This is a genomic window from Falsihalocynthiibacter sp. CO-5D18 (assembly GCF_041205445.1).
Lineage (GTDB): Bacteria > Pseudomonadota > Alphaproteobacteria > Rhodobacterales > Rhodobacteraceae > Falsihalocynthiibacter > Falsihalocynthiibacter arcticus.
The window spans coordinates 104,347-125,487 of record NZ_JBGFCF010000012.1; the positions used below are offsets into that span (position 1 = coordinate 104,347).

General features: G+C 52.9%; 20 protein-coding genes. 13 read left to right on the plus strand and 7 right to left on the minus strand.

Annotated elements, in window-relative coordinates:
- Positions 1 to 151: 151 nt before the first annotated feature.
- From cysS to AB9F27_RS15790, 3 genes are read left to right on the plus strand one after another with little or no spacing between them, the layout of a single operon-like run.
- On the plus strand, positions 152 to 1,573 hold the full coding sequence (gene cysS / locus AB9F27_RS15780) for a cysteine--tRNA ligase (RefSeq protein ID WP_335584888.1): 1,422 nt from the start codon (positions 152 to 154) through the stop codon (positions 1,571 to 1,573).
- Positions 1,570 to 3,189: a citramalate synthase gene (cimA, locus tag AB9F27_RS15785; protein ID WP_335584889.1), complete on the plus strand. Its 1,620-nt coding sequence runs from the start codon at positions 1,570 to 1,572 to the stop codon at positions 3,187 to 3,189. The genes cysS and cimA overlap by 4 nt, the downstream gene beginning before the upstream one ends.
- Positions 3,186 to 3,950, plus strand: a complete 765-nt coding sequence (locus AB9F27_RS15790) for a squalene/phytoene synthase family protein (protein WP_335584890.1) — start codon at positions 3,186 to 3,188, stop codon at positions 3,948 to 3,950. The genes cimA and AB9F27_RS15790 overlap by 4 nt, the downstream gene beginning before the upstream one ends.
- Here the strand turns inward: AB9F27_RS15790 and AB9F27_RS15795 are convergent.
- From AB9F27_RS15795 to cobA, 3 genes are read right to left on the minus strand one after another with little or no spacing between them, the layout of a single operon-like run.
- Positions 3,947 to 5,158 (minus strand): MFS transporter, encoded by a 1,212-nt coding sequence (locus tag AB9F27_RS15795; RefSeq protein WP_335584891.1) that lies wholly within the window; start codon positions 5,156 to 5,158, stop codon positions 3,947 to 3,949. The two genes, AB9F27_RS15790 and AB9F27_RS15795, sit on opposite strands and share 4 nt — an antisense overlap.
- 51 nt (positions 5,159 to 5,209) lie before the next feature.
- A complete protein-coding gene (locus AB9F27_RS15800; protein WP_335584892.1) occupies positions 5,210 to 6,484 on the minus strand; it encodes a cobyrinate a,c-diamide synthase in 1,275 nt (424 codons plus the stop codon).
- Complete coding sequence (cobA, locus tag AB9F27_RS15805; RefSeq protein WP_039002229.1) at positions 6,481 to 7,356, minus strand: uroporphyrinogen-III C-methyltransferase; 876 nt, start codon at positions 7,354 to 7,356, stop codon at positions 6,481 to 6,483. The genes AB9F27_RS15800 and cobA overlap by 4 nt, the downstream gene beginning before the upstream one ends.
- Before the next feature lie 95 nt (positions 7,357 to 7,451).
- Here cobA and AB9F27_RS15810 point away from each other — a divergent pair, with 95 nt between their 5' ends.
- The 5 genes from AB9F27_RS15810 to AB9F27_RS15830 all read left to right on the plus strand — a co-directional run bounded on the left by AB9F27_RS15810 (position 7,452) and on the right by AB9F27_RS15830 (position 11,289).
- The gene (locus AB9F27_RS15810) at positions 7,452 to 8,498 is read left to right on the plus strand and encodes a cobalt-precorrin-5B (C(1))-methyltransferase (RefSeq protein WP_335584893.1); all 1,047 of its coding nucleotides are present in this window, start codon (positions 7,452 to 7,454) and stop codon (positions 8,496 to 8,498) included.
- On the plus strand, positions 8,495 to 9,253 hold the full coding sequence (locus AB9F27_RS15815) for a cobalt-precorrin-6A reductase (protein WP_335584894.1): 759 nt from the start codon (positions 8,495 to 8,497) through the stop codon (positions 9,251 to 9,253). The genes AB9F27_RS15810 and AB9F27_RS15815 overlap by 4 nt, the downstream gene beginning before the upstream one ends.
- Complete coding sequence (locus AB9F27_RS15820) at positions 9,250 to 9,870, plus strand: DNA-3-methyladenine glycosylase 2 family protein (RefSeq protein ID WP_335584895.1); 621 nt, start codon at positions 9,250 to 9,252, stop codon at positions 9,868 to 9,870. Before AB9F27_RS15815 ends, AB9F27_RS15820 begins: the two co-directional genes overlap by 4 nt.
- Positions 9,867 to 10,532, plus strand: coding sequence for an alpha/beta hydrolase (locus AB9F27_RS15825; RefSeq protein ID WP_039002232.1), 666 nt, complete (start codon positions 9,867 to 9,869; stop codon positions 10,530 to 10,532). The genes AB9F27_RS15820 and AB9F27_RS15825 overlap by 4 nt, the downstream gene beginning before the upstream one ends.
- Before the next feature lie 172 nt (positions 10,533 to 10,704).
- The gene (locus AB9F27_RS15830; RefSeq protein ID WP_039002233.1) at positions 10,705 to 11,289 is read left to right on the plus strand and encodes an HNH endonuclease; all 585 of its coding nucleotides are present in this window, start codon (positions 10,705 to 10,707) and stop codon (positions 11,287 to 11,289) included.
- Positions 11,290 to 11,296: 7 nt separating this feature from the next.
- Here AB9F27_RS15830 and AB9F27_RS15835 read toward each other — a convergent pair whose 3' ends face one another.
- A complete protein-coding gene (locus AB9F27_RS15835) occupies positions 11,297 to 12,265 on the minus strand; it encodes a radical SAM protein (RefSeq protein ID WP_335584896.1) in 969 nt (322 codons plus the stop codon).
- Between the two features lie 210 nt (positions 12,266 to 12,475).
- Between AB9F27_RS15835 and zwf the strand changes: the two genes are divergently transcribed.
- Genes zwf through pgi form a run of 3 tightly spaced genes read left to right on the plus strand, consistent with a single transcriptional unit; the run spans position 12,476 to position 16,225 of the window.
- Positions 12,476 to 13,930: a glucose-6-phosphate dehydrogenase gene (gene zwf, locus AB9F27_RS15840; protein WP_039002235.1), complete on the plus strand. Its 1,455-nt coding sequence runs from the start codon at positions 12,476 to 12,478 to the stop codon at positions 13,928 to 13,930.
- Positions 13,927 to 14,601 (plus strand): 6-phosphogluconolactonase, encoded by a 675-nt coding sequence (gene pgl / locus AB9F27_RS15845; protein ID WP_369757925.1) that lies wholly within the window; start codon positions 13,927 to 13,929, stop codon positions 14,599 to 14,601. Before zwf ends, pgl begins: the two co-directional genes overlap by 4 nt.
- A gap of 1 nt (position 14,602) precedes the next feature.
- Positions 14,603 to 16,225, plus strand: coding sequence for a glucose-6-phosphate isomerase (pgi, locus tag AB9F27_RS15850; RefSeq protein WP_369757926.1), 1,623 nt, complete (start codon positions 14,603 to 14,605; stop codon positions 16,223 to 16,225).
- 6 nt (positions 16,226 to 16,231) lie between these two features.
- Here the strand turns inward: pgi and AB9F27_RS15855 are convergent, their stop codons facing one another.
- Complete coding sequence (locus AB9F27_RS15855) at positions 16,232 to 17,380, minus strand: hypothetical protein (protein WP_369757927.1); 1,149 nt, start codon at positions 17,378 to 17,380, stop codon at positions 16,232 to 16,234.
- 121 nt (positions 17,381 to 17,501) lie between these two features.
- On the opposite strand from AB9F27_RS15855, the gene AB9F27_RS15860 reads away from it, so the two are divergent.
- Together AB9F27_RS15860 and AB9F27_RS15865 are read left to right on the plus strand one after the other, a co-directional pair.
- Positions 17,502 to 19,358: a glycerophosphodiester phosphodiesterase family protein gene (locus AB9F27_RS15860; RefSeq protein WP_335584900.1), complete on the plus strand. Its 1,857-nt coding sequence runs from the start codon at positions 17,502 to 17,504 to the stop codon at positions 19,356 to 19,358.
- Entirely contained in the window at positions 19,351 to 19,926 is a 576-nt protein-coding gene (locus tag AB9F27_RS15865; protein ID WP_335584901.1) for a hypothetical protein, read from the plus strand. The genes AB9F27_RS15860 and AB9F27_RS15865 overlap by 8 nt, the downstream gene beginning before the upstream one ends.
- A 64-nt stretch (positions 19,927 to 19,990) precedes the next feature.
- On the opposite strand, the gene AB9F27_RS15870 is transcribed toward AB9F27_RS15865, so the two are convergent.
- Entirely contained in the window at positions 19,991 to 20,521 is a 531-nt protein-coding gene (locus tag AB9F27_RS15870) for a chemotaxis protein CheD (RefSeq protein ID WP_335584902.1), read from the minus strand.
- Positions 20,522 to 20,662: 141 nt separating this feature from the next.
- Positions 20,663 to 20,890 carry a sulfurtransferase TusA family protein gene (locus tag AB9F27_RS15875; protein ID WP_335584903.1) on the minus strand — a complete coding sequence of 76 codons (228 nt, stop codon included), beginning with the start codon at positions 20,888 to 20,890 and terminating at the stop codon, positions 20,663 to 20,665.
- Between the last annotated feature and the right edge of the window lie 251 nt (positions 20,891 to 21,141).

Genomic DNA, 21,141 nt, shown 5'->3' on the forward strand with positions numbered 1-21,141 from the left:
GGGCGCACAGTTTGCTACACCCACGTTATGAGACAATTTTGCGCCATTATTTGCATTTGTATTCCTGCTTAACATCAAAGCGGGCCGTCTTCTCATTTCCAATTGAAACCAAAGTTGATATGCCCGCGGCAAGCACCCGCGTGAGGACACTATGGTTGAGATAAAGCTACACAATACAAGAACCCGTCAAAAAGAGGTTTTTGAACCGATTGATGCCCAGAATGTGCGCATGTATGTCTGTGGGCCGACGGTCTATGATCGCGCCCACCTTGGCAATGCGCGGCCAGTGATTGTGTTTGATGTTTTGCAACGTTTGCTGCGGCATGTGTATGGGGCGGAGCACGTCACCTATGTACGCAATTTCACCGATGTTGATGACAAGATTAATGCGCGGGCGGCGGAAACTGGTCGCTCGATTGGCGAGATTTGTGACGAAACTATTGGCTGGTTCTTGGACGATATGCGGGCCGTGGGGGCGCAAGATCCTGATGAAATGCCACGGGCCACGCAATATATTCCCCAGATGATTTCGATGATTACCACGTTGATCGAAACGGGCCACGCCTATGCCGCCGAGGGGCATGTGCTTTTTGCGGTGGAAAGCTATGACAAATACGGGGCTCTTTCGGGGCGTTCGCTGGATGATATGATCGCGGGCGCGCGGGTCGAAGTGGCACCCTATAAGCGCAATCCGATGGATTTTGTGCTTTGGAAGCCGTCGGATTCTGCGACGCCAGGGTGGGAAAGCCCTTGGGGCTTTGGTCGTCCGGGGTGGCATATTGAGTGTTCGGCGATGGCCTATGAGTTGCTTGGGGATGCGTTTGACATCCACGGCGGCGGCAATGATTTGATGTTCCCACATCACGAAAACGAAGTGGCGCAAAGCTGCTGTGCGCATCCCGAGGGGGCGTTCGCCAAGGTTTGGATGCACAATGAAATGTTGCAGGTTGAGGGCAAGAAAATGTCCAAGAGCCTTGGCAATTTCTTCACGGTGCGCGATTTGCTCGACCAAGGGGTTCCGGGCGAAGTGATCCGCTTTGTGATGCTGTCGACGCATTATCGGAAACCGATGGACTGGACCGAAAAAAAACGGGACGAGGCCGAAAAAACGCTTACGAATTGGAAACAAATCATTGATGAAGAACGTGACGATGTTGCTCGTCTTTTGCCGCATACCCGCCCACCAGTAGAAGTTGTAGAGGCACTTGCATCTGACCTGAACACATCAATGGCCATTTCCCACCTGCATAAATTGGCTGCTAAAGCTAAAAGTGACCTGACTTCAAAAGTAGAACTTGCTGCCGCACTGAATTTTCTCGGATTTGACTACAAACATATTTGGGTGACTACCTTCGGATCTTCGTTGGATGCCATACTCGTTGATCTTGGCGAATACGAGGCGTTGTTGGACAACGCGCGAAAAATTGGCAAAGAAACAAAGGATTTTTCAGAAGTTGATCGTATCAAAAGTGCTTTAGTTGAAGCTGGATTAGAAGTGAGGATGTCTAAAGACGGCGTTACACTCGATTTTAAGGAGAACTTTGATCGCTCCAAACTGGAGGCTCTAAAATGAGTAAAACCCGCCTTTATCTCTACGACACAACATTACGCGACGGACAACAAACGCAGGGTGTGCAATTCTCGACCGACGAGAAAATCCGGATTGCCAAGGCGCTTGATGGTCTCGGTCTTGATTACATTGAGGGCGGCTGGCCCGGGGCAAACCCGACGGACAGCGCCTTTTTCGACGATGCACCAAAAACGCGCGCGATGATGACTGCGTTTGGCATGACCAAACGCAGTGGCCGTAGTGCTGAAAACGACGACGTGCTTGCGGCGGTGATGAATGCGCGCACGCCTGCGGTTTGCCTTGTTGGCAAAAGCCATGATTTCCACGTTACCCGCGCGCTTGATATCCCTCTTGAGGAGAATATCGACAATATTTCCGCCTCGATTGCCTATATCGTGGCACAGGGGCGCGAGGCCCTGTTTGATGCGGAACATTTCTTTGACGGCTATAAAGCCAACCGCGAATATGCCCTCGCATGTTTGCGGGCAGCATTGGACGCAGGTGCGCGGTGGGTGGTTTTATGCGACACCAATGGCGGCACTTTGCCCAGCGAGATTGGGCGCATTGTCTCGGCTGTGATCGCCACCGGAATTGCGGGCGCTAACGTCGGAATCCACACCCATAACGATACCGAAAATGCCGTCGCGGGGAGTCTTGCGGCGATTGAAGCGGGGGCGTGCCAAATCCAAGGGACGCTCAACGGGTTGGGCGAACGCTGTGGCAATGCCAACCTGACAACGCTGATTCCGACCCTGATTTTGAAGCAGGATTATGCGGACCGATTTGAAACCGGAATTGAACGTAAGGCCTTGCTGGGGCTGACGAAACTTAGCCGAATGTTGGATGATATCCTCAACCGTGTTCCTATGCGGCAAGCGCCCTATATTGGGGCCAGCGCTTTTGCGCATAAGGCGGGATTGCATGCTTCAGCGATCCTGAAAGACCCGACGACTTACGAGCACATCGATCCGGAACTTGTTGGAAACACACGGATAATACCGATGTCCAATCAGGCGGGGCAAAGCAATTTACGCAGTCGTTTGGCGAGTGCCGGCCTTGAGGTGGATGTCAAAAACCCGGCGCTGGCACGCATTCTTGAGGTGATCAAAGAGCGCGAGGACGAAGGCTATTCCTTTGACGTCGCACAGGCGAGTTTTGAGCTTTTGGCGCGGCGTGAGTTGGGCCTTTTGCCAGAGTTCTTCGAGGTAAAACGCTATAAGGTGACGGTCGAGCGGCGCAAAAATAAGCGCAACAAAATGGTAAGCCTTTCGGAAGCCGTGGTGGTTGTGAAAATCAACGGCGAGAAGAAAATGTCGGTGAGCGACTCGATGGACGAGGGCGGCACGGATCGCGGCCCTGTGAATGCGTTGATGCAGGCTTTGCTCAAGGATTTAGGCCCTTATCAGGACCTAATAGATGACATGCATCTGGTTGATTATAAGGTGCGCATCACCAATGGTGGCACCGAGGCTGTGACCCGCGTTGTGATTGATAGCGAAGATAGGCAAGGGCGGCGTTGGTCCACCGTTGGCGCTTCGTCCAATATTGTGGACGCAAGTTTTGAGGCGCTTTTGGACGCGATTCAGTGGAAGCTCGTGCGCGACGTGAAGCAGCCATGATGGATTATGCAGTGTGTGCGGCGCTTGTGGAAAAGGGCGATCCAGATCGGTTTTTAGCGACGATGGCGGCGGCGCCTGAGGTGCGTGGCGGTCTGTTTACTCTGGCGGCCTATAACCTTGAATTGGCGCGTGCGCCGTGGGCGAGCAAAGAGCCGATGATTGCAGAAATGCGGCTTCAGTGGTGGCGCGATTTGATTGATGAAATCGCGGCGAAAGGTGTGGTGCGTACGCATGAGATTTCGGCATCTTTGGTGCAATGCGTGCAGGAATTTGGGCTTTCGGCCCAGAATCTAGACCAAATGGCAGCAGCGCGGCTTTGGGATGCTTACACTGAGCCCTTTGCCGATCAGGATGATTTTGACGAATATATTGATCACACGGCGGGGCATTTGATGTGGATGGCTTGCCAGACGTTGGGGGCGCAACCTGACGATGAGAAATCGGTGCGGGCCTATGCATACGGTGTCGGAGTTGCTGCGTGGCTTGCGGCGGTTGCTGATCTTGTGGAACGGGGAAAAATTCCGTTGCTCGACGGACGTGACGAAGGCGTAAAATCCCTTGCCCAGCGAGGGTTGGAGCGTTTGCAATCAGCCAAACCATCGCGCAATTTTGCTCCCGCTTTGCGGTGGGGATGGCAGGCGGAACCCTTGCTGAAGCTGGCGATCAAAAGCCCCGAACGGGTGGGCGACGGTTCGCTGTATTTGCCAGAATTTTCCCGCAAAGCGCGGCTATTGCGCAAGTCGGTACTGGGGCGGTATTAGGCCGTTTGTTTGGGCTGCATCACCAGCCAAATCAAGGCCCCTCCTGCGAGCACAAGGAAAGGAATCATCGCGAGATTGACGCTGGTCCAGCCCTCAACTGGGGTGCCGCCGGAGCAATTCATCAATCCGCCAGATGCCAGCGACGCCACAGTGACAAAGCCGAAAACGATCATATCATTCAAGCCCTGCATCCGCCCGCGTTCCTCGGGGGTGTGGGCCGTGGCGAGCATGGTTGTCGCGCCGATAAAGCCAAAGTTCCAGCCCATGCCAAGCAACACGAGCGCGACATAGAAGTTCGTTAACTCGACACCTGCAAGGGCGACAACGCCCGCTAACGCGAGGATCGCGAGGCCCGTTGCGACGATTTTTTCAACGCCGAACCGCACAATAAGGTGCCCCGTGAAGAAGCTGGGGGCGAACATGGCCAATACGTGGCCCGTCACGACATTTGCAGCGTCGTCATTGCCAAACCCGCATCCAACCACCGCGAGGGGCGTGGAGGTCATCACCAAGTTCATCAGGGCGTAGGAAACCATCGCGCAGATCACGGCGACAAGGATGCGCGGTGATTTGATCATTTCCCAGCGCGTGCGGCCTTTGACATCGTGCACGCTTGGTTTGGGCGGCGTTGGGATGTCGAGTGCGAAGAACAAAAGCGAGCCGACCAGATTGAGTACGATGACCGTTAAGTAGACGCCCATGAAGGGGATCGCGGTGCTGTCGACGGTGAGTTTGCCCAATTGCGGTCCGATGAATGCCGAAAGAAGTCCGCCTGCCATAACCCACGAAATCGCCTTGGCGCGGAAGTCCTCGGGGGCTGTATCGATGGCGGCAAACCGGAAAAACCCCTGCGAAGACATATAGATGCCGGTGATTAAACTGCCTAGAAGGAGGAGGGCGAAAGTATCGGAATAGAGGCCATAGGCACTGATGGCCGCGCCGATCATGCCGCTAAATGCACCGACGAAAAATCCGATCTGGCGGCCAAATTTCTGCATAATGGCCGAGAGCGGCGATGCGGCCAGCATTGACCCCATCACAATCATCGAAATAGGCAAGGTGGCAAAACAAATGTTTGTCGCCATGTTTTGCCCTGCAAGGCCTGCATAAGTAAAGATCATCGACATCTGGGCGCCCAAAATAGCTTGGGCGGCAACAAGGACGAGAACATTTTTACGGGCGCGAGACAGCGATTGAATTTCGGTCATGCGCAATTCGTAGCGGCGAAACCCCGCTGGTGAAACCCCAAAAAGTGCAATTCAGTTTTTATCAATTATATGGGCAAAAGATCCGCAGATATTCGCCTGAAGAAGGCCCATCGGAGGCAGGGCGTTTCCTTCGGCATCCGTTGCTTCAAACAGGGGTGTTCCTTGTGCGCGCAACGTCGTTGCATAGTGAAATTCATGGGCTTTGAAATGGCCGGTAAATGGCCCCGCGTCGGCATACAGGTCGCGGTAGCCCAGATGCAGTTTGCGGGTTTCAAAGCTTGTCTCAACGGGCAAAAGGCCGAGCATTTCATGACGCGCACCCTGTGCATCTATCAAGCCCTCACCCAAAGTCATATAGCCACCGCATTCGCCGTAGATTTGGGTGCCTTTTTGGGCAGCAGTTCTGACGGAGGCCTTGAAAACATCTGCATTCGCAAGGGTTTCGGCAAAAATCTCCGGATAGCCGCCAGGTAGAAAGAGGAAGTCAGAGGCGGGGGCCGCTTCGTTATTCAAGGGTGAGAAAAACGTGATTTCTGCGCCAGCAGAACGCCAATCCGCCAGCATATGGGGGTATGCAAAGGCAAAGGCGCGGTCCTGTGCGACGGCGATGCGCTGCGCTGGCGGGCGCAGGCGCGGTGCCGCTTGAGAGGTGCATGGTGGGCGTGCAAGGGTGAGCAGGGCATTGAGGTTAACGGCCCCCCCGATTTCAGCAGCAGCGATTTCAAGAAACGCTTCCAAATCGGGGTGTTCGCCTGCTTGTACCAAACCAAGGTGGCGCGAGGGGCGCGAAAGCGCATCCGAACGATGAACCGCGCCTAATACGGGCAAGCCCAAAGGCGCGAGCGCTTGGCGCAACATAGCTTCGTGCCGCGCGGACCCCACGCGATTGAGGATGACGCCCGCAATGGTCACGTCGGGCGCAAACCCTGCGAAGCCTGCTACCAAGGGCGCGACCGATTGCGCGGTTTTCGAGGCGTCAACGATCAAGACAACGGGCACGGCGAGGATGCGCGCGATGTCGGCACTAGACCCTTTACCGGAGGGCGGCGCACCGTCGAACAGGCCCATTGCGCCCTCAATCAGAAGCGGCCCGTCGCCGGTGGCCAAGTCGCGGATTCGGTCGGGGGACATGGCCCATGCATCAAGGTTCAGACAGGTTTGCCCTGCTGCGGCCTCGTGAAAACGGGGGTCAATATAATCTGGGCCGGATTTCGCACCACGCACAGGAATGCCCGCATTTCTGAGTGCCCGCAGAAGACCTAATGTGATCGTGGTTTTTCCCGCACCTGAGGTCGGAGCGGCGAGGAGGATCGCGCCAGATGTCACCGTTCTTCGGCGGGGCGACCGCGCCCGAGCGGATCAAGGTTGCGCGCGGGCTTGCCCTCAAGCATCCCTTGCCAATCCAAAACTTGCCGCATCTTAACCGAACGCCCAATGCAAATAATCGCGGGCGGCTCAAGATCGCTGGCTTCAATATCGGCGACCACGTTTTCAAGCGTGGTTTCAAGGACCTGCTGGTTTTTCGTTGTGGCTTCGGTGACGACGGCAACGGGTTCATCGGCCGCGCGTCCCGCATCAAGAAGGGCGCCTGCAATCCGCGCGATGTGTTTCATTCCCATATATATTACTAGGACTTGGGAGCCTTGCGAAATGGCTTTCCAGTTGAGATTGGTTGTTTCGCCCGTCTGGTCATGGCCCGTCACAAAGGTCACCGATTGGTTTACATCGCGGTGGGTCACGGGAATGCCCGCATAAGCCAGCCCGCCAATTCCCGCCGAAATGCCGGGGATAATGCGCACGGGAACATCGTGTTGCACCAGCGTTTGCGCCTCTTCGCCACCGCGTCCAAAAACAAAAGGGTCGCCGCCTTTAAGCCGCAAAACCCGCCGTCCTGCTTTGGCCAAATCAACAAGCGTCAGGGAGATATCTTGTTGTTTCGCCGAGGGTTTCCCGCCCCGCTTACCTGCGTAAATCAATTCGGCATCGGGGCGTGCCCACGCCAGAATATCCTTCTGCACAAGCGCGTCATAGACAATCACGTCGGCCTGTTGCAGCGCGTTCAAGCCATGCAAAGTCATTAGCCCAGGATCGCCGGGGCCAGCGCCACAAAGCCAAACCCATCCAGGTAAAAGTTCAGGCCAGTCTCCCGTCGGGAGAACAGCAGAATGGGAAGCGGCGCGTGGCGTTGAATCAGTCATATCCCCTTATGCCCCGTTGTTGGGGCGGCGGAAAGTCTGGAAACGCTCTGAATTGAGCAATTGGCGACAGGAATTTAGTCGTTATAGTCGCGTTGATGACATTGGAGCCCAAAGAATTGCGTCGTGGCTGGACCACGGGCGCCTGCGCGACCGCCGCGACCAAGGCGGCATTGGTGCGCCTATGGGGCGGGGCGTTTGATGAGGAGGTCTCGATCACGCTTCCGCGCGGCGAGACACCGGATTTTACATTGGCAGAAACCGCATTTGGCACAGACTGGGCCGAGGCCGCGATTATCAAAGACGCGGGCGACGATCCGGATGTCACCCATGGCGCGATGATCCGGTCGCGCGTCACTTTGGGCGGCCACGGCATCCGTTTTAAGGCAGGGGCTGGCGTTGGAACCGTCACCAAGCCGGGCTTGCCGATTGGCGTAGGAGAGCCTGCGATCAATCCGGTGCCGCGCCAAATGATGCAGGATATTGTGGCAGAAATGGCGGCAAAATACGGCGCCGACCCACAGGTTGAAATCGAAATATCCATAGATAATGGGTTGGAAATCGCCAAGAAAACATGGAATCCACGGCTTGGGATTGTCGGTGGCCTTTCGGTTTTGGGAACAACGGGCGTTGTGCGCCCGTTCAGTTGCTCGGCGTGGATCGCTTCAATTCACCGTGGCATCGATGTGGCGCGGGCAACGGGCCTAACACATGTCGCAGGATGTACGGGGTCCACGAGCGAAAAAGTGGTGCAGGGCCTCTACGATCTCCCCCTGGAGGCGATGCTGGATATGGGCGATTTTGCGGGTGGATTGTTGAAATACTTGCGAAAACATCCAGTTGAACGAGTCACAATTGGCGGTGGCATCGGAAAAATGGTCAAGCTTGCGCAGGGGGCTGTTGATTTGCATTCTGGGCGCAGTCAGGTGGATTTCTCAAGACTGGCTGAATTATGTGACGATGCTAGCATATGCAACATGAATACAGCCTTGCAAGTATATGAAAAAATAGGAAAACCTCTTGCAAATGATGTGGCGCGTGAGGCGTTACTCCAAATCCGAAAACAACTCCGAGACACGCCAATTCAGGTGGATGTGGTGATTATTGACCGTGTTGGTCTGGTGATTGGGCGGGCGCAAGAATGACCAAAACACTGAAAATCCTCCTTCTTTCAGGGTCGGGAGAAGCGCGCCGTTTAGCTGAATTTTTGTCGCGGGATCAGAGTGTTACCGTGGTTTCCTCTTTGGCTGGTGTAACGCGGCAACCAACGGTTTTGCCGGTTAGCACACGTATCGGTGGGTTTGGCGGCTATGCGGCGCAGCGTGATTATATTTTGGGCGAAGGTTTTGGCGCTGTTATAGACGCCACACATCCGTTTGCAGCACGGATTTCCGAGCGCACGCAAGAAATTTGCAGCGAAATTTCAGTGCCTTACCTGCATATTCGGCGGCCAGAGTGGCAGGCCGTACCAGAAGATGATTGGACGATGATCGACAACCCTGCCGAAGCGAAGGATCTTATTCCAACCGGATCTGTTGTATTTCTCGCGACGGGGCGGAGCACTTTGGCGTCGTTCGAAAATCTATCGGAAATGACATTGATTTGCCGGCAAATTGACCCGCCCGACGGTCCATTTCCGTATAAGAACGGGCGTTACCTCGTTGGAAAACCACCGTTTTCAGTAGAAGACGAGGTGGCGTTGTTTCGCGACTTGGATGTGGACGTGCTCGTCGTAAAAAACGCCGGCGGGGAGCCTAGCCGTACGAAGCTTGATGCAGCACGCCTTCTTGGTCTTCCGGTCTTGATGTTGCGCCGTCCACCGATGCTCTCAGGGGATCATGTGGAAACCGTTTCTGAAGCCCTCTCGTGGATTAAGAACCTCCAAGAAGTATCTGTATGATAATTGAAAATTTGGAAGACGTTGAAAGACATGCAGAGAGGCTTGTCGCGCTTGAGCCACGGTTCGCACCTGCCTATCAGGCGACAGGGCCGCTTCCTTTGCGCCGTAGGAAAGACGGGTTTGACGCGCTGTTTGATGCCATCATTAGTCAGCAGGTGAGCGTTGCCTCCGCGAATGCAATTTCAAAACGGTTGAAAGACGCAAAAATGATGGGGCCGCGAAAAATCATCGCGGCCAGCGACGCAGAATTGCGCGACCTTGGCCTGAGTCGTCAAAAGGTGCGCTATGCCCGTGCCCTAGCGGAGGCGCGGATTGATTACGCTGCTTTGCGCACGGCATCCAGCGATGACGTCATCAAAACCCTCACCGAAGTGTCTGGAATTGGCGCATGGACCGCCGAGATTTATGCAATGTTTTCATTGGGTCACGCGGATGTCTTCGCACCAGGAGATTTGGCGCTTCAGGAGAGCGCGCGCTTGCTCTTTGGTCTGCCGGACCGCCCAAAAGAGCGTGCATTTCGCGAAATGGCTGAAGCATGGTCGCCGCATCGGGCGGTTGCGGCGCGGCTGCTCTGGGCCTATTACCATATTGCAAAACAACGAGAAGGCATCCGATGACTCGCACTCTGAAATACACCTCGCGCGCACCTGTTTCTGGCACCACAAAGTCCATTGTGGTTTTGCTGCACGGGTACGGCGCGAATGGCGCGGATTTGATGGGGTTGGCCGATCCATTGGGACCCAACCTCAAAGACACGGCCTTTTTCGCACCTGACGCGCCCGAAACTATTCCGGGCGCGCCGTTTGGATTTCAGTGGTTCCCGATTCCATGGATCGACGGTAGCAGTGAAGCACAGGCTGAGGCTGGCCTCAAATTGGCGAGCGAGGACCTGAACGCATTTTTGGATGGTATTTTGGCGGAAAATGACGTCGCGCCAGAGAATTGCGTGCTTTTGGGCTTTTCCCAAGGCACGATGATGGCCCTCCATGTGGCCCCGCGGCGAGCTAAGCCCTTCGCCGGTGTTGTAGCCTTCTCTGGCCGACTGTTAGCGCCGGAAAAGCTTGCTCAAGAAACGGTAAGCAAACCGCCAGTTATCCTCATCCACGGTGATCAGGATGACGTGGTCCCAATTCAAAGCATGGCGGATGCGGGCGACGCATTGGTTGCGGCAGGATTTGACGTTTATGCGCATGTCATGGAAGGCACAGCACACGGAATCGGCCCCGACGGGTTGTCTTCGGCCAATCAATTTTTAATGCAAAAATTGGGGTATATTTAGCGCTTTTTGGCGTCACATTGACGTTACCTTGTTAATATAAAGTCAATCGCAGGCAGTTCACCACATCAGGAGGCTTGCCACCGCGTTGGAGCTATATATAGTTATCCACAGGCTAGGGCGAGATCCTCGCTCTGGTGCTGGGTACAGTAGACAGGGTAGGGAAATTTGACCCATGGACGGCGATTTTCGAACTGAATTCACCCGTGAACCGGGGAAATTAAAACAGCATCCTGCATTGGTTTTGAATGCGGATTATCGGCCACTTTCCTATTATCCTTTGTCTCTGTGGCCATGGCAAGAAGCCATCAAGGCTGCCTACCTTGATCGCGTTGATATTGTTGCGGAATATGACCATGTTGTGCATAGCCCGTCGATGGAAATTCGCGTGCCCTCGGTCGTGGTTTTAAAGGAATATGTCCGCCCAAAAGCGAGCGTTGCTTTCACTCGTTTTAACCTGTTTTTGCGGGATGAGTTTAAGTGCCAATATTGTGGCGCGCGTGGGGACCTTACGTTTGACCATGTGATTCCACGGGCGGCGGGCGGAATCACCAGTTGGCAAAATGTTGTGGCGGCCTGTTCGCCCTGCAACCTGAAAAAGGGCAGTAAATCTTTGCGCCAGTCGACGATGCATCTCAGAAAAACGCCCTGTCAGCCAGAAGTGGCTCAAATGCAAAACACCGGCCGCAAATTCCCGCCGAACTTCCTACATGATAGCTGGATGGATTTTCTGTATTGGGACACCGAATTAGACGCTTAAACGCAGGTTAGCCCGAACAGCTTGCGCCACCAAGTACACAGAATTTCGCACAATGCGGATGGTTGAGCTGCACGCTTTTCTCGGCCTGTTCTAGTGTTTCACCGAGTTCAAATTCGGGCGAATAGGGCAGGAGTGTACAGGCCAAAACGGCGGGCTTCTCTGCCCCTTTGCGTTTCACAACCATACGCGAGCTAGAGCACATCACACTGGTTGGCGACACGTTTAGGATATCCCAGCAAGCCGTTGTAATTTCAGGCACTTCGACGTTTTCATCCATCTCGGGAAACAAAACACATTGAGAGGGGTTTTGGGCGTCGATAGCAAAACCATGCGCGAGGAAAAGGTCACCGTATCCTGCGCGGGATTGCGCTTCGGTTTCGTCCCACATCATGCGTCCCGCACTGGCAATTTGCGCGTTTTGTTCGCTGAGCCATGCCATGCCCTCAAGGGTGCGCGTATATGCGCCGGCCCCGCGCACGTCGTCATGGTTTTTCATGTCGTAGTGATCGAGGGAAATGCGAAATGTCAGCTTGTCTCTGTATTTGGAAACCAGCGATTTAATCCCTTGTTGCATCGCGGGCCGCATCATCGGCTGCATCGCATTCGTCAGGACCAAAACCTCATACCCCGCTTCCAAGCTGCGGGTCAAAATCTCGATCATTTCTGGATTCATAAAGGGCTCGCCACCCGTGAATCCGATCTCGTGAGCGCCCCATTTGCGCGTAACCAGTTGCGCCAAATACGCGCTCACCTCATCGGCTGAAATGTAAACCAATGCATCATTCTTGGGCGAACTATCAATATAGCAGTTCACACAAGCAATGTTGCACAGCGTTCCCGTGTTAAACCAAAGCGTCTCTGGATTGGTGAGGGCAACCTGTGCACGTTCGTCGCCTTTGGCGGTCACAAAAGGATCTTGAAACTTCCCAATGTTCGCGGTGTGGATGGACGTAGCGTGTGTCGGCTGATCTTTCATGGGGCAACTTTCCTGTTTTATTGACTGGTATCGGGTCCAACATTGCGCGAAAAGCTAAAAGAAACAGCCTGACAGAGTTGTGATAGAATACTTGCGTGCTAGACTTGCGCGAAAAGGGGCGTTATTAGATGCGCAAGGACAATACGTTAGCGCTAACGGAGCAGGAGAAGTTCCCTGTTTTTTGAGCAATACAAACGAAATGAGGACCAAATGGTTTCGCGCGTCATCCCAGTGGAAGATTTCGATTTAGTTATTTTTGGTGGCACGGGCGATCTTGCCCGCCGCAAAATTCTCCCGGGTCTTTATCGTCGCTATAGGTCAGGGCAAATGCCCGAAGGGGCGCGGATTATTGGCGCGGCGCGTCAGGATCAGGATAGCGCGGTCTATCGCAAACTTATCGGTGCCGCGATCAAAGAGTTCGTGCCTGAAAAATACCGTGATTCCAAATCGATAGCGGGTTTTCTGGAACTTATTTCTTATATTGTGATCGACGCACAGGGCGCCGGCGGCTGGAGTGATCTTAAAAAGCTCACCCGCAAAGACGTGGTGAAAGCGTTCTATTTTTCGGTCGCACCGAGTTTGTTTGGTGATTTGGCCGAGCGTTTGCACACGTATAAAATCGCAGATAGCCAAAGTCGGATTGTGGTGGAAAAGCCATTTGGCCGCGATTTGGCATCGGCGAAGGCGCTGAATGCTGTCTTGGCCGAGCATTTTGATGAAAGCCAGATTTACCGCATTGACCATTATTTGGGCAAGGAGACCGTTCAAAACCTCATGGCTGTTCGGTTTGGCAACATTTTGTTTGAGCCACTTTGGAACAGCCAATATGTCGATCACATTCAGATTACGGCCGCAGAAACCGTCGCTGTTGGCAGCCGTGGAGCCTATTACGATAAATCCGGTGCCATGCGGGACATGGTTCAAAACCACTTGATGCAACTTTTGTGTTTGATCGCAATGGAGCCGCCAAACGAGTTTGAGCCAGACGCCGTGCGCGACGAAAAACTCAAGGTCATCCGCGCGCTAGATCCTGTGAATTCGAGTGACATCGTGCGCGGGCGCTACGAGGCCAACAAGGACGGTCCGTCCTATCTTGAGGAATCGGGAAATCCGGATAGCAGTACCGAGAGTTTTATCGCCATGAAGGTGAATATTTCCAATTGGCGTTGGAAGGGTACACCGATTTATCTGCGGACGGGCAAACGCTTGCGTGCGCGCACCAGTGAAATCGCCGTAGTTTTTAAAGACCCGCCCCATTCTATTTTCGGCAAACAAGAAGGGCGTCGCGGCAATGTTTTGGCGATCCGCCTTCAGCCAAACGAGGGCATGACCCTGCGTGTGACCATCAAAGAACCCGGTCCCGGCGGTATGCGTTTGATGGAAGTGCCCCTTGATATGAGCTTCGCCGATGCGCTTGGGGCCGATGCGGAAGATACGCCCGATGCCTATGAGCGTCTGATTATGGACGTGATCCGCGGCAACCAAACCCTCTTTATGCGTGGCGATGAAGTTGAAGCGGCTTGGGCGTGGACAGACCCGATCATCAACGAATGGCAGGAGCGTGGGGACATGCCAAAATCCTATGATTCCGGAAGTTCGGGGCCAGAAGATGCTTTGATGTTGTTACATAAAGACGGGCGTCGTTGGAGAGAGATTAAAGAATGAAGTTTGTCGAATATTCCTCACGCGAGGCCTTAATGTCAGGCCTTGCGTCGCGCATCGCACAAGAGCTTACGGCCGAGATTGCGGAGACAGGATCGGCGGCGCTCGCTGTCCCGGGTGGTTCAACGCCGGGTCCAATATTTGACGCGCTATCTCAGGTGGATTTGCCGTGGGAAAAGGTGTCGGTTCTGCTTGGGGACGAACGTTGGGTTCCCGAAACGAGCGAGCGCTCAAACACGGCTCTTTTGCGTCGTCGGTTGTTGCAAAATAAAGCGGCAAGGGCAACACTTTTACCGCTTTATGCACCCGCAGATCGGCCTGAGGATCGCCTCAATGAACTCTCCCAAGCTATTGAAAACGTACTCCCTTTATCTGTTTGCGTGATGGGGTTGGGCGCGGACATGCATACGGCGAGTATTTTCCCTGAAGCGGATCTATTGGCCGAGGCGTTCGCTCCTGATGCCCCGGTCCTTCTGCCGATGCGCGCCCCCGGTGCTCCCGAGCCGCGGATTACGTTGACGGCCCGTGTTTTGGCAGGATCAAAGCACCGTCATATCCTGATTACGGGCGCGGAAAAGCGGGCGGCGCTAGAACGTGCCATTCTTATTAATGACCCCATGAAAGCGCCAATCTGCGCGGTTTTATCTGGGGCCACAATCCATTGGGCGGACTAAAATGACTGTTGATTTTTCGGACCTTCAGACACATGCCAAAGCGGTAAAATCCCGCAGAATTACGGATTTGTTTACTCAAGATCCTAAGCGCGCGCAGGAATTCTCGACCCGAATTCCGTCGGATGGCGGCGAGATGTTGTTTGATTTTTCAAAAACCAACATTGATGCGGCAACGATGGAAATGCTGTTGGCGCTTGCCCAAAACGCCAATCTTGCGGAACGTCGTTCGGCGATGTTCACAGGCGAAGCAATCAACGAAACAGAGGGGCGCGCGGTTTTGCACACGGCCCTGCGCAACCTTGCAAATCGGCCAATCTACGTGAACGATGAAAACGTAATGCCAGGTGTCCTTGCAACTCTTGCGCGGATGGAATCCTTTGCGTCGGATGTTCGAAACGGGACGTTTCAAGGGCAGGGGGGCAAAATCACCGACGTCATTAACATTGGCATCGGAGGCAGCGATTTGGGTCCCGTCATGGCGACGATTGCAATGGCCCCATTTCACGATGGCCCGCGAATTCATTATGTTTCAAACGTTGATGGTGCGCATATTTCCGATGTCCTAGAAGGACTTAATGCTGAAACCACGCTGGTTCTTGTGGCGTCGAAAACCTTTACTACGATAGAAACCATGACAAATGCCCAAACCGCACGAGATTGGATGGCGAAAACGGTAAGCGACCCCGCGGCACAATTTGCGGCCTTGAGCTCGGCTGAAGAAAAAACCGGTGCTTTTGGTATTCCGCCCAACCGCGTGTTTGGTTTTGAGGACTGGGTTGGCGGTCGGTATTCCATTTGGGGTCCAATTGGTTTGCCGCTCATGATTGCCATTGGCGCCGACAATTTCCATAGGTTTCTCTCGGGAGCCGAGGCGATGGATCGCCATTTCTGCGAGGCGGATTTGGCGGAGAACCTGCCCGTTCTTTTGGCTTTGGTCGGGATTTGGCACAATCAAGGCTGTGGGTACGCGACCCGCGCGGTTTTGCCCTACGAGCAGCGATTGCTCCGCCTTCCTGCCTACCTTCAACAGTTGGAAATGGAGAGCAACGGCAAATCCGTTGCGATGGATGGTTCGCGTCTTGATGCGCCGTCGGGACCTGTTGTTTGGGGCGAACCTGGCACCAATGGACAGCACGCATTTTACCAACTTATCCACCAAGGTACACGCGTGATCCCTTGCGAATTTATGGCGGGAAAACAGGGGTTTGAGCCAGAGTTAGCGCATCAACATCGCCTGTTGATGGCGAATTGTCTTGCTCAGTCTGAAGCGCTTATGATTGGGCGCTCGTTTGACGAAGCAAAGGCCCTTATGACTGCAAAAGGCCTTACGGGAACGGAGAGGGATCGCCAAGCGCGCCATCGTGTGTTTGACGGCAATCGTCCTAGCACGACGTTGATTTATCCTAAGCTTACCCCTTTTGTCTTGGGCCAAATCATAGCGCTCTATGAACATCGTGTGTTCGTGGAGGGCGTGATTCTGGGGTTAAATTCGTTCGATCAATGGGGCGTTGAGTTGGGCAAAGAATTGGCCGTTGCCCTTGAGCCGATCGTTGCTGGCCGAGAACCTGCAGACGCTAAGGACGGCTCAACACAGATGTTAGTCCAGTTTATTTTGGCGAATTAACCCGCACTAAGCTGTTTGAACAATAAGGTACCATCCACCAAATAGGAGGGCGGGGAAAACCACACGACAGACCTTGTCGAGTTTGAGCGCCGAAGACTCACGGTCTTTCATAACCAGAAGGCCCGCGACAAGGGCTTCGACAATCGAAAGGAATATCAGGAAGATCGCCCAGATTAAGGCCATATCCAATATCGTAAGATAACCCAGTTGGGGAAGGTTGTTTGCGACCGAAAGGTTGAAGGCAATTGAGGTCAGCATTGATGTCGCGCCAAGGCCGATTTGGAATTCGAACCGGCTGGGGGGTATCCAAAAAATTGCCCACGACATGAAAACGACAAACATCAAGAGAAGCATGATCCGATACAGGTAATAGTCCGGATTTCGGTCGGCATTTATGATTAATGTGATCAGGCTATGGTCTTCACCTGTTGCGCGAAATTGCGAGGTGCTTGCCACAATTTCGACGCCATGCACATTCCAACCCTCGATATTAAGAGTATCCGAAATCCAAGTATTTTCGACGTTTGCTGTTAGGACAACGTTGCGTGCGTCGGAGGCTTGGGTGGCGATTTTTATTTTAAAAGCTTGTTTATCAAAGGGAAACCGTTGCAAATCATGATAGCTTGAGATGTTCCCAGTATATCGTTGCTGATAAAAAACCTGTCCACCTTCGCCAACCATGACCTGATTTGCCGCGTTTTGGTTTAGGACACGCAAACTGGAAGAATTTATAAGGACCACGCGCGGAAACCACACTTCTGTTTTGCCAAAACGACACCCTTGGTAGCTTTCGAGACGGGGATCGACCCATGTAAATGTTGCAAATAAATCGATGTCTAACTGTTGGTCAACGTCGTTTACGCCAAGAAAATCAGCGACGATAATGGAGACATCTACATTGGTTACACCAGTGCCATTGTCGGGATGAACGCCGGTACGCATGTTAAACAAGCGACATTCATTCTCCGTTTTATCCAAAACGACTTCGGCCTGCTGGGCCAACACAGAGCCAGAAGCGGCACTCCAAAGGAGCGCGGTCACAGCCAAATAAAGCGCCAAACGTTTCAGTTTCCATCCCCCGAGACACTGCATAGGTGCAGTTGGTTCGCGCCGTTTGCGCATCTTACCTTGAAGTTTTTTTGGAAGACCTGTCAATCTCAGACTTGCAACCGCATGGTTTCAGTTGAAAATAAGTGCTCAATAACGCTTAACTGGCGCGGAGGGTTTTGGCCGCTCACTAGATGTTGAATTTTAAGATTTGAAAAAGAGATAGTGCATGACACATACAAAACTGGTTCTGAACGCTTTCGACGTGGCGCGCAGCTATCTTAAGTCCCTTTTCGCAGTACATATGACGTTTCAATTGCTCGGCGCTGCCGTAATTGGTCCAGTGTTTGGCATTATTTTTGCGCTTGCCATTCAATTGTCCAACCAAAAAGCACTTACCGACATGGATATCGCAGCGTTCGTTTTGTCCCCAATTGGATTTATTATCTCTATTGTTGTTTTCAGCTTCGTGCTTGCTGCGGTTGTCCTCGACTTTACGGCTATGACCTTCGTTTTGTTCACAAAAACGACGCATCCAGTTGTCGCGGTTCAAAGAAGCTTCGGTTTTGTCTTGTCCAATTTTTTCAGGCTCGTTTGGTTTTGTAACGGGCTTGTTTTGAGGGTTTTTGTCATTGTCACACCATTTCTGGTGGTTGCCGCTGGGATCGGCCTCAACAAACTCACTGAATTTGACATCAATTATTACCTTACCTATTGGCCGCCCGAGTTCATCCGTGCGGTGGGGATGATCGCCGTATTGCTTGTTATTATGGTGGGGATTCTGTTGTTTTTTCTTTCTGGCTGGGCGATTGCATTGCATCTTTATCTCGCACGCGACCTTAAAGTAGGGCTGGCGTTTAAAGAAAGCCGCCGATTGTTGGCTGGGAAGCGGTTCGGTCTCGTCGTCAATATCGCCCTTTGGGCACTTATCCGTTTTGCAATTCTCACGGTAATTGCGTTGATCTTCACCAAACTGACGTCCGTTTTACTGGATCATGCGGCGATAAATCTACGTTTAATGGTTGGCGTTCTGCTGCTCGAATTCTTAGTTTGGGGAGGCGTTTATATGGTTGCCTCAGCGTTCGCGAATGGGGCCTTGGCCGAAATACTCTTGCGCACTTATTCCAAGGCCACAAAGACCGCTTTTAGCGAGGCTATTGGTGATAATACCGTGGAGGTCACTTTTAAAACGCCTCTTTGGGCGATACTCGCTGGCGCCGTTGGGGTGGTGACTTTGGGAGTATTCCTCACAGGCGCCATGCTTGAGAAACTCGATAAAACTTCGCAAGTGGAGATTATTGCCCATCGTGGAGCTGCGAATTTACGTCCGGAAAACACAATGGCCGCCGTAGAAAAGGCGCTGGAGGATGGTACTGATTGGGTTGAAATCGACGTGCAGGAATCCGCCGAGGGAGAATTGATCATCGCCCACGATTCCGATTTTATGAAGCTCGCGAACCAGCCAATCAAAACATGGGAGGTATCGCGCACGGAATTGGATGCGATAGATATTGGGAGTTGGTTTGATGCCCAATATGCTGATGAACGCACCCCCTTGCTGCGGGATGTGCTGCAGGCCGCCAAGGGGCGCGCAAAAGTGGTCATCGAGCTGAAATATTATGGCCATGATGTGGATATTGAAGCCGAAGTTATTCGGATCGTCGAAGAGGAAGGTATGGCAGAGCAGGTGTCGCTTATGTCGTTGAAATACCCTGCAGTTTTGAAGCTTAAGGCAATGCGTCCCTCGTGGACTGTTGGTGTGTTGGCCGCAAAGTCTGTGGGGAATGTCGCCCGTTTGGAGGCCGATTTTCTAGCTTTGAACGCGGGACAAATCTCACGACAACTCATTCGTCGGGCACATGCGCAAGGCAAGGATGTGTATGCATGGACGGTTGATGATCCCGTGCAAATGTCAAGTTTGATCACGATGGGGGTTGATGGGCTGATCACGAATGATCCCGCACTCGCGCGCCGCGTTTTGGAGTATAACAACGACCTCACGGCTGCGGAACGTTTGGTGCTTTGGGTTGCAGACTTTATCCAGTTGTCCCCGTTGAATTTGATCGCTGATAGCACAGATGCGTAAATCCGTTTTGGTTGCTTGGCTGTTTTGCATCGGGGTTCCAGTCGTTGCAGAACAATCTATCCAACCTGAGAGCACTTGGGAGGAGGTCGGTCGGTGGATTGAAACGCCGCACCACGAAAAACTGCTACGGCTTAGAAGGGACCCAGCGACTTCGATCGCGCCTTTCACAACCGACGGGTGTAGTGGCGGGATGTCGGCGACTTGGGCGCCGGTGGCCCAGATTATACCAGGGTTCGCTGAAAACTATTCAGAATCGCCGCCGTGGGAGGCGTGTTGTGTGGTCCATGACCAAGCGTATTACAATGCGAGCGATACACAGACCGCGTTTGAAAGCTACAATGCGCGTTTGAATGCGGATAAAACATTGATGCAGTGTGTATTGCAGGACGGCGTTCAGCGACGCGACACTCTCGCCGAAGAGTTTTCAATCGACACAAGCGTCGTTGATCAGGCCTACACCTTAATCGCCAAAGGAATGTACCAAGCGGTTCGTTTGGGCGGCGGCCCCTGTAGCGGATTGTCGTGGCGGTGGGGGTACGGTTATCCATCCTGCCTTTGGAGTAATTAGCGGTACGTCCAGCGCTCCTCAAGTAAGAAGTTATGCCCTTTGAACGGATGACGCGTTGAGGTGTTTAAAACAACTCCACATCATTCGCCGGAGCGGCAACAACAACTTGTTCAACGGGTGACGTTCCAACAATTTTTTGTAAAACGCGACCGCTTGAAGGCCAAAATTGAATACGACGTGCCATGGTGCCCCCAAGGTTTTTGGCCTCGCAAAGAATTCCCTCTCCCCGAAGAAACTCTTGGGCGAAAACAGCATTTCGCTCGCCGATATTCGACAATCCAGCGACCATCCGCGCGCCGCCAAAAAGTTTTGCCCGAATGCGCGATTTTACAGCGCCAGATTTGATCATCGCGTTTATCAAGACTTCCATGGCGTTGACGCCATGCATTTGTGAAATCGATGTTGTCGAGAGATCTTGGGGCAATAATATATGGTTCATTCCACCAATTGCGGCCTGTTCATCCCAAAGGCAGGTCGCGACACATGATCCCAAAACCGTTGAAATCAGGTCGTTTTCGGCCGACGAAACAGCGTGTTCACCTTGTGAAATATTTATCACATTCTGAAAAGCACCGTGCCTTGCGTCCGCGTTCATTTACTAACTCTCTTTCGTTCTTAGACAAATTCGAAGCCGTGGCTCCGTGACATCTGTTTTGAACCCTAAAAATTAATAACACGCTTCATTTTATGATTTTCTGAAAATTATCTGGTAATATTCCAACGACGCGCGTTGGAATTACTTGTGTCGAATGAAGTAGAATGTTCCGTCATTTGCGGTCTCTTGCCCCAGAAACTCATGGCCGGATTCACTGCAAAAATGCGGAACGTCGATTTCCGCGGCCGGATCATTTGCAAGAAGGCTTAGGACTTGGTTTTTAGCCATTGATTTCAAAGCTTTTTGAGCTTTGAGGACGGGCAGAGGGCAAAGGAGCCCAAGGGCATCAAGGGTAAAATCTACATTCATCCGCAGAATTTATCGGCCTGTGCTTCCTGAGTCTATAACCTGTTTCAAGTGAATTGAATTTTCCACAAGGAGGGGCTTATTTTTGTCAGGTTTCTTGTCTAGATTAAGTAAACAATGAACAATTAAGGCTTCCCTTGTCGCAGTCCGAATCGCCAAAGCTACCCTCATTAAACCAAAACTCAGCCCAATCGGTTGTCGTTAAACGCAGGCGTGTTTTTTATATTCCTGGTTATGACCCCTTTCACCCACGG

Bases quoted from the DNA above. Each gene is read 5' to 3' on its own strand.
- cysS (WP_335584888.1), top strand. From the start codon at position 152: ATGGTTGAGATAAAGCTACACAATACAAGAACCCGTCAAAAAGAGGTT.
- cimA (WP_335584889.1), top strand. From the start codon at position 1,570: ATGAGTAAAACCCGCCTTTATCTCTACGACACAACATTACGCGACGGA.
- AB9F27_RS15790 (WP_335584890.1), top strand. From the start codon at position 3,186: ATGATGGATTATGCAGTGTGTGCGGCGCTTGTGGAAAAGGGCGATCCA.
- AB9F27_RS15795 (WP_335584891.1), bottom strand. From the start codon at position 5,158: ATGACCGAAATTCAATCGCTGTCTCGCGCCCGTAAAAATGTTCTCGTC.
- cobA (WP_039002229.1), bottom strand. From the start codon at position 7,356: ATGACTGATTCAACGCCACGCGCCGCTTCCCATTCTGCTGTTCTCCCG.
- AB9F27_RS15810 (WP_335584893.1), top strand. From the start codon at position 7,452: ATGACATTGGAGCCCAAAGAATTGCGTCGTGGCTGGACCACGGGCGCC.
- AB9F27_RS15815 (WP_335584894.1), top strand. From the start codon at position 8,495: ATGACCAAAACACTGAAAATCCTCCTTCTTTCAGGGTCGGGAGAAGCG.
- AB9F27_RS15820 (WP_335584895.1), top strand. From the start codon at position 9,250: ATGATAATTGAAAATTTGGAAGACGTTGAAAGACATGCAGAGAGGCTT.
- AB9F27_RS15825 (WP_039002232.1), top strand. From the start codon at position 9,867: ATGACTCGCACTCTGAAATACACCTCGCGCGCACCTGTTTCTGGCACC.
- AB9F27_RS15830 (WP_039002233.1), top strand. From the start codon at position 10,705: ATGGACGGCGATTTTCGAACTGAATTCACCCGTGAACCGGGGAAATTA.
- AB9F27_RS15835 (WP_335584896.1), bottom strand. From the start codon at position 12,265: ATGAAAGATCAGCCGACACACGCTACGTCCATCCACACCGCGAACATT.
- zwf (WP_039002235.1), top strand. From the start codon at position 12,476: ATGGTTTCGCGCGTCATCCCAGTGGAAGATTTCGATTTAGTTATTTTT.
- pgl (WP_369757925.1), top strand. From the start codon at position 13,927: ATGAAGTTTGTCGAATATTCCTCACGCGAGGCCTTAATGTCAGGCCTT.
- pgi (WP_369757926.1), top strand. From the start codon at position 14,603: ATGACTGTTGATTTTTCGGACCTTCAGACACATGCCAAAGCGGTAAAA.
- AB9F27_RS15860 (WP_335584900.1), top strand. From the start codon at position 17,502: ATGACACATACAAAACTGGTTCTGAACGCTTTCGACGTGGCGCGCAGC.
- AB9F27_RS15865 (WP_335584901.1), top strand. From the start codon at position 19,351: ATGCGTAAATCCGTTTTGGTTGCTTGGCTGTTTTGCATCGGGGTTCCA.
- AB9F27_RS15870 (WP_335584902.1), bottom strand. From the start codon at position 20,521: ATGAACGCGGACGCAAGGCACGGTGCTTTTCAGAATGTGATAAATATT.
- AB9F27_RS15875 (WP_335584903.1), bottom strand. From the start codon at position 20,890: ATGAATGTAGATTTTACCCTTGATGCCCTTGGGCTCCTTTGCCCTCTG.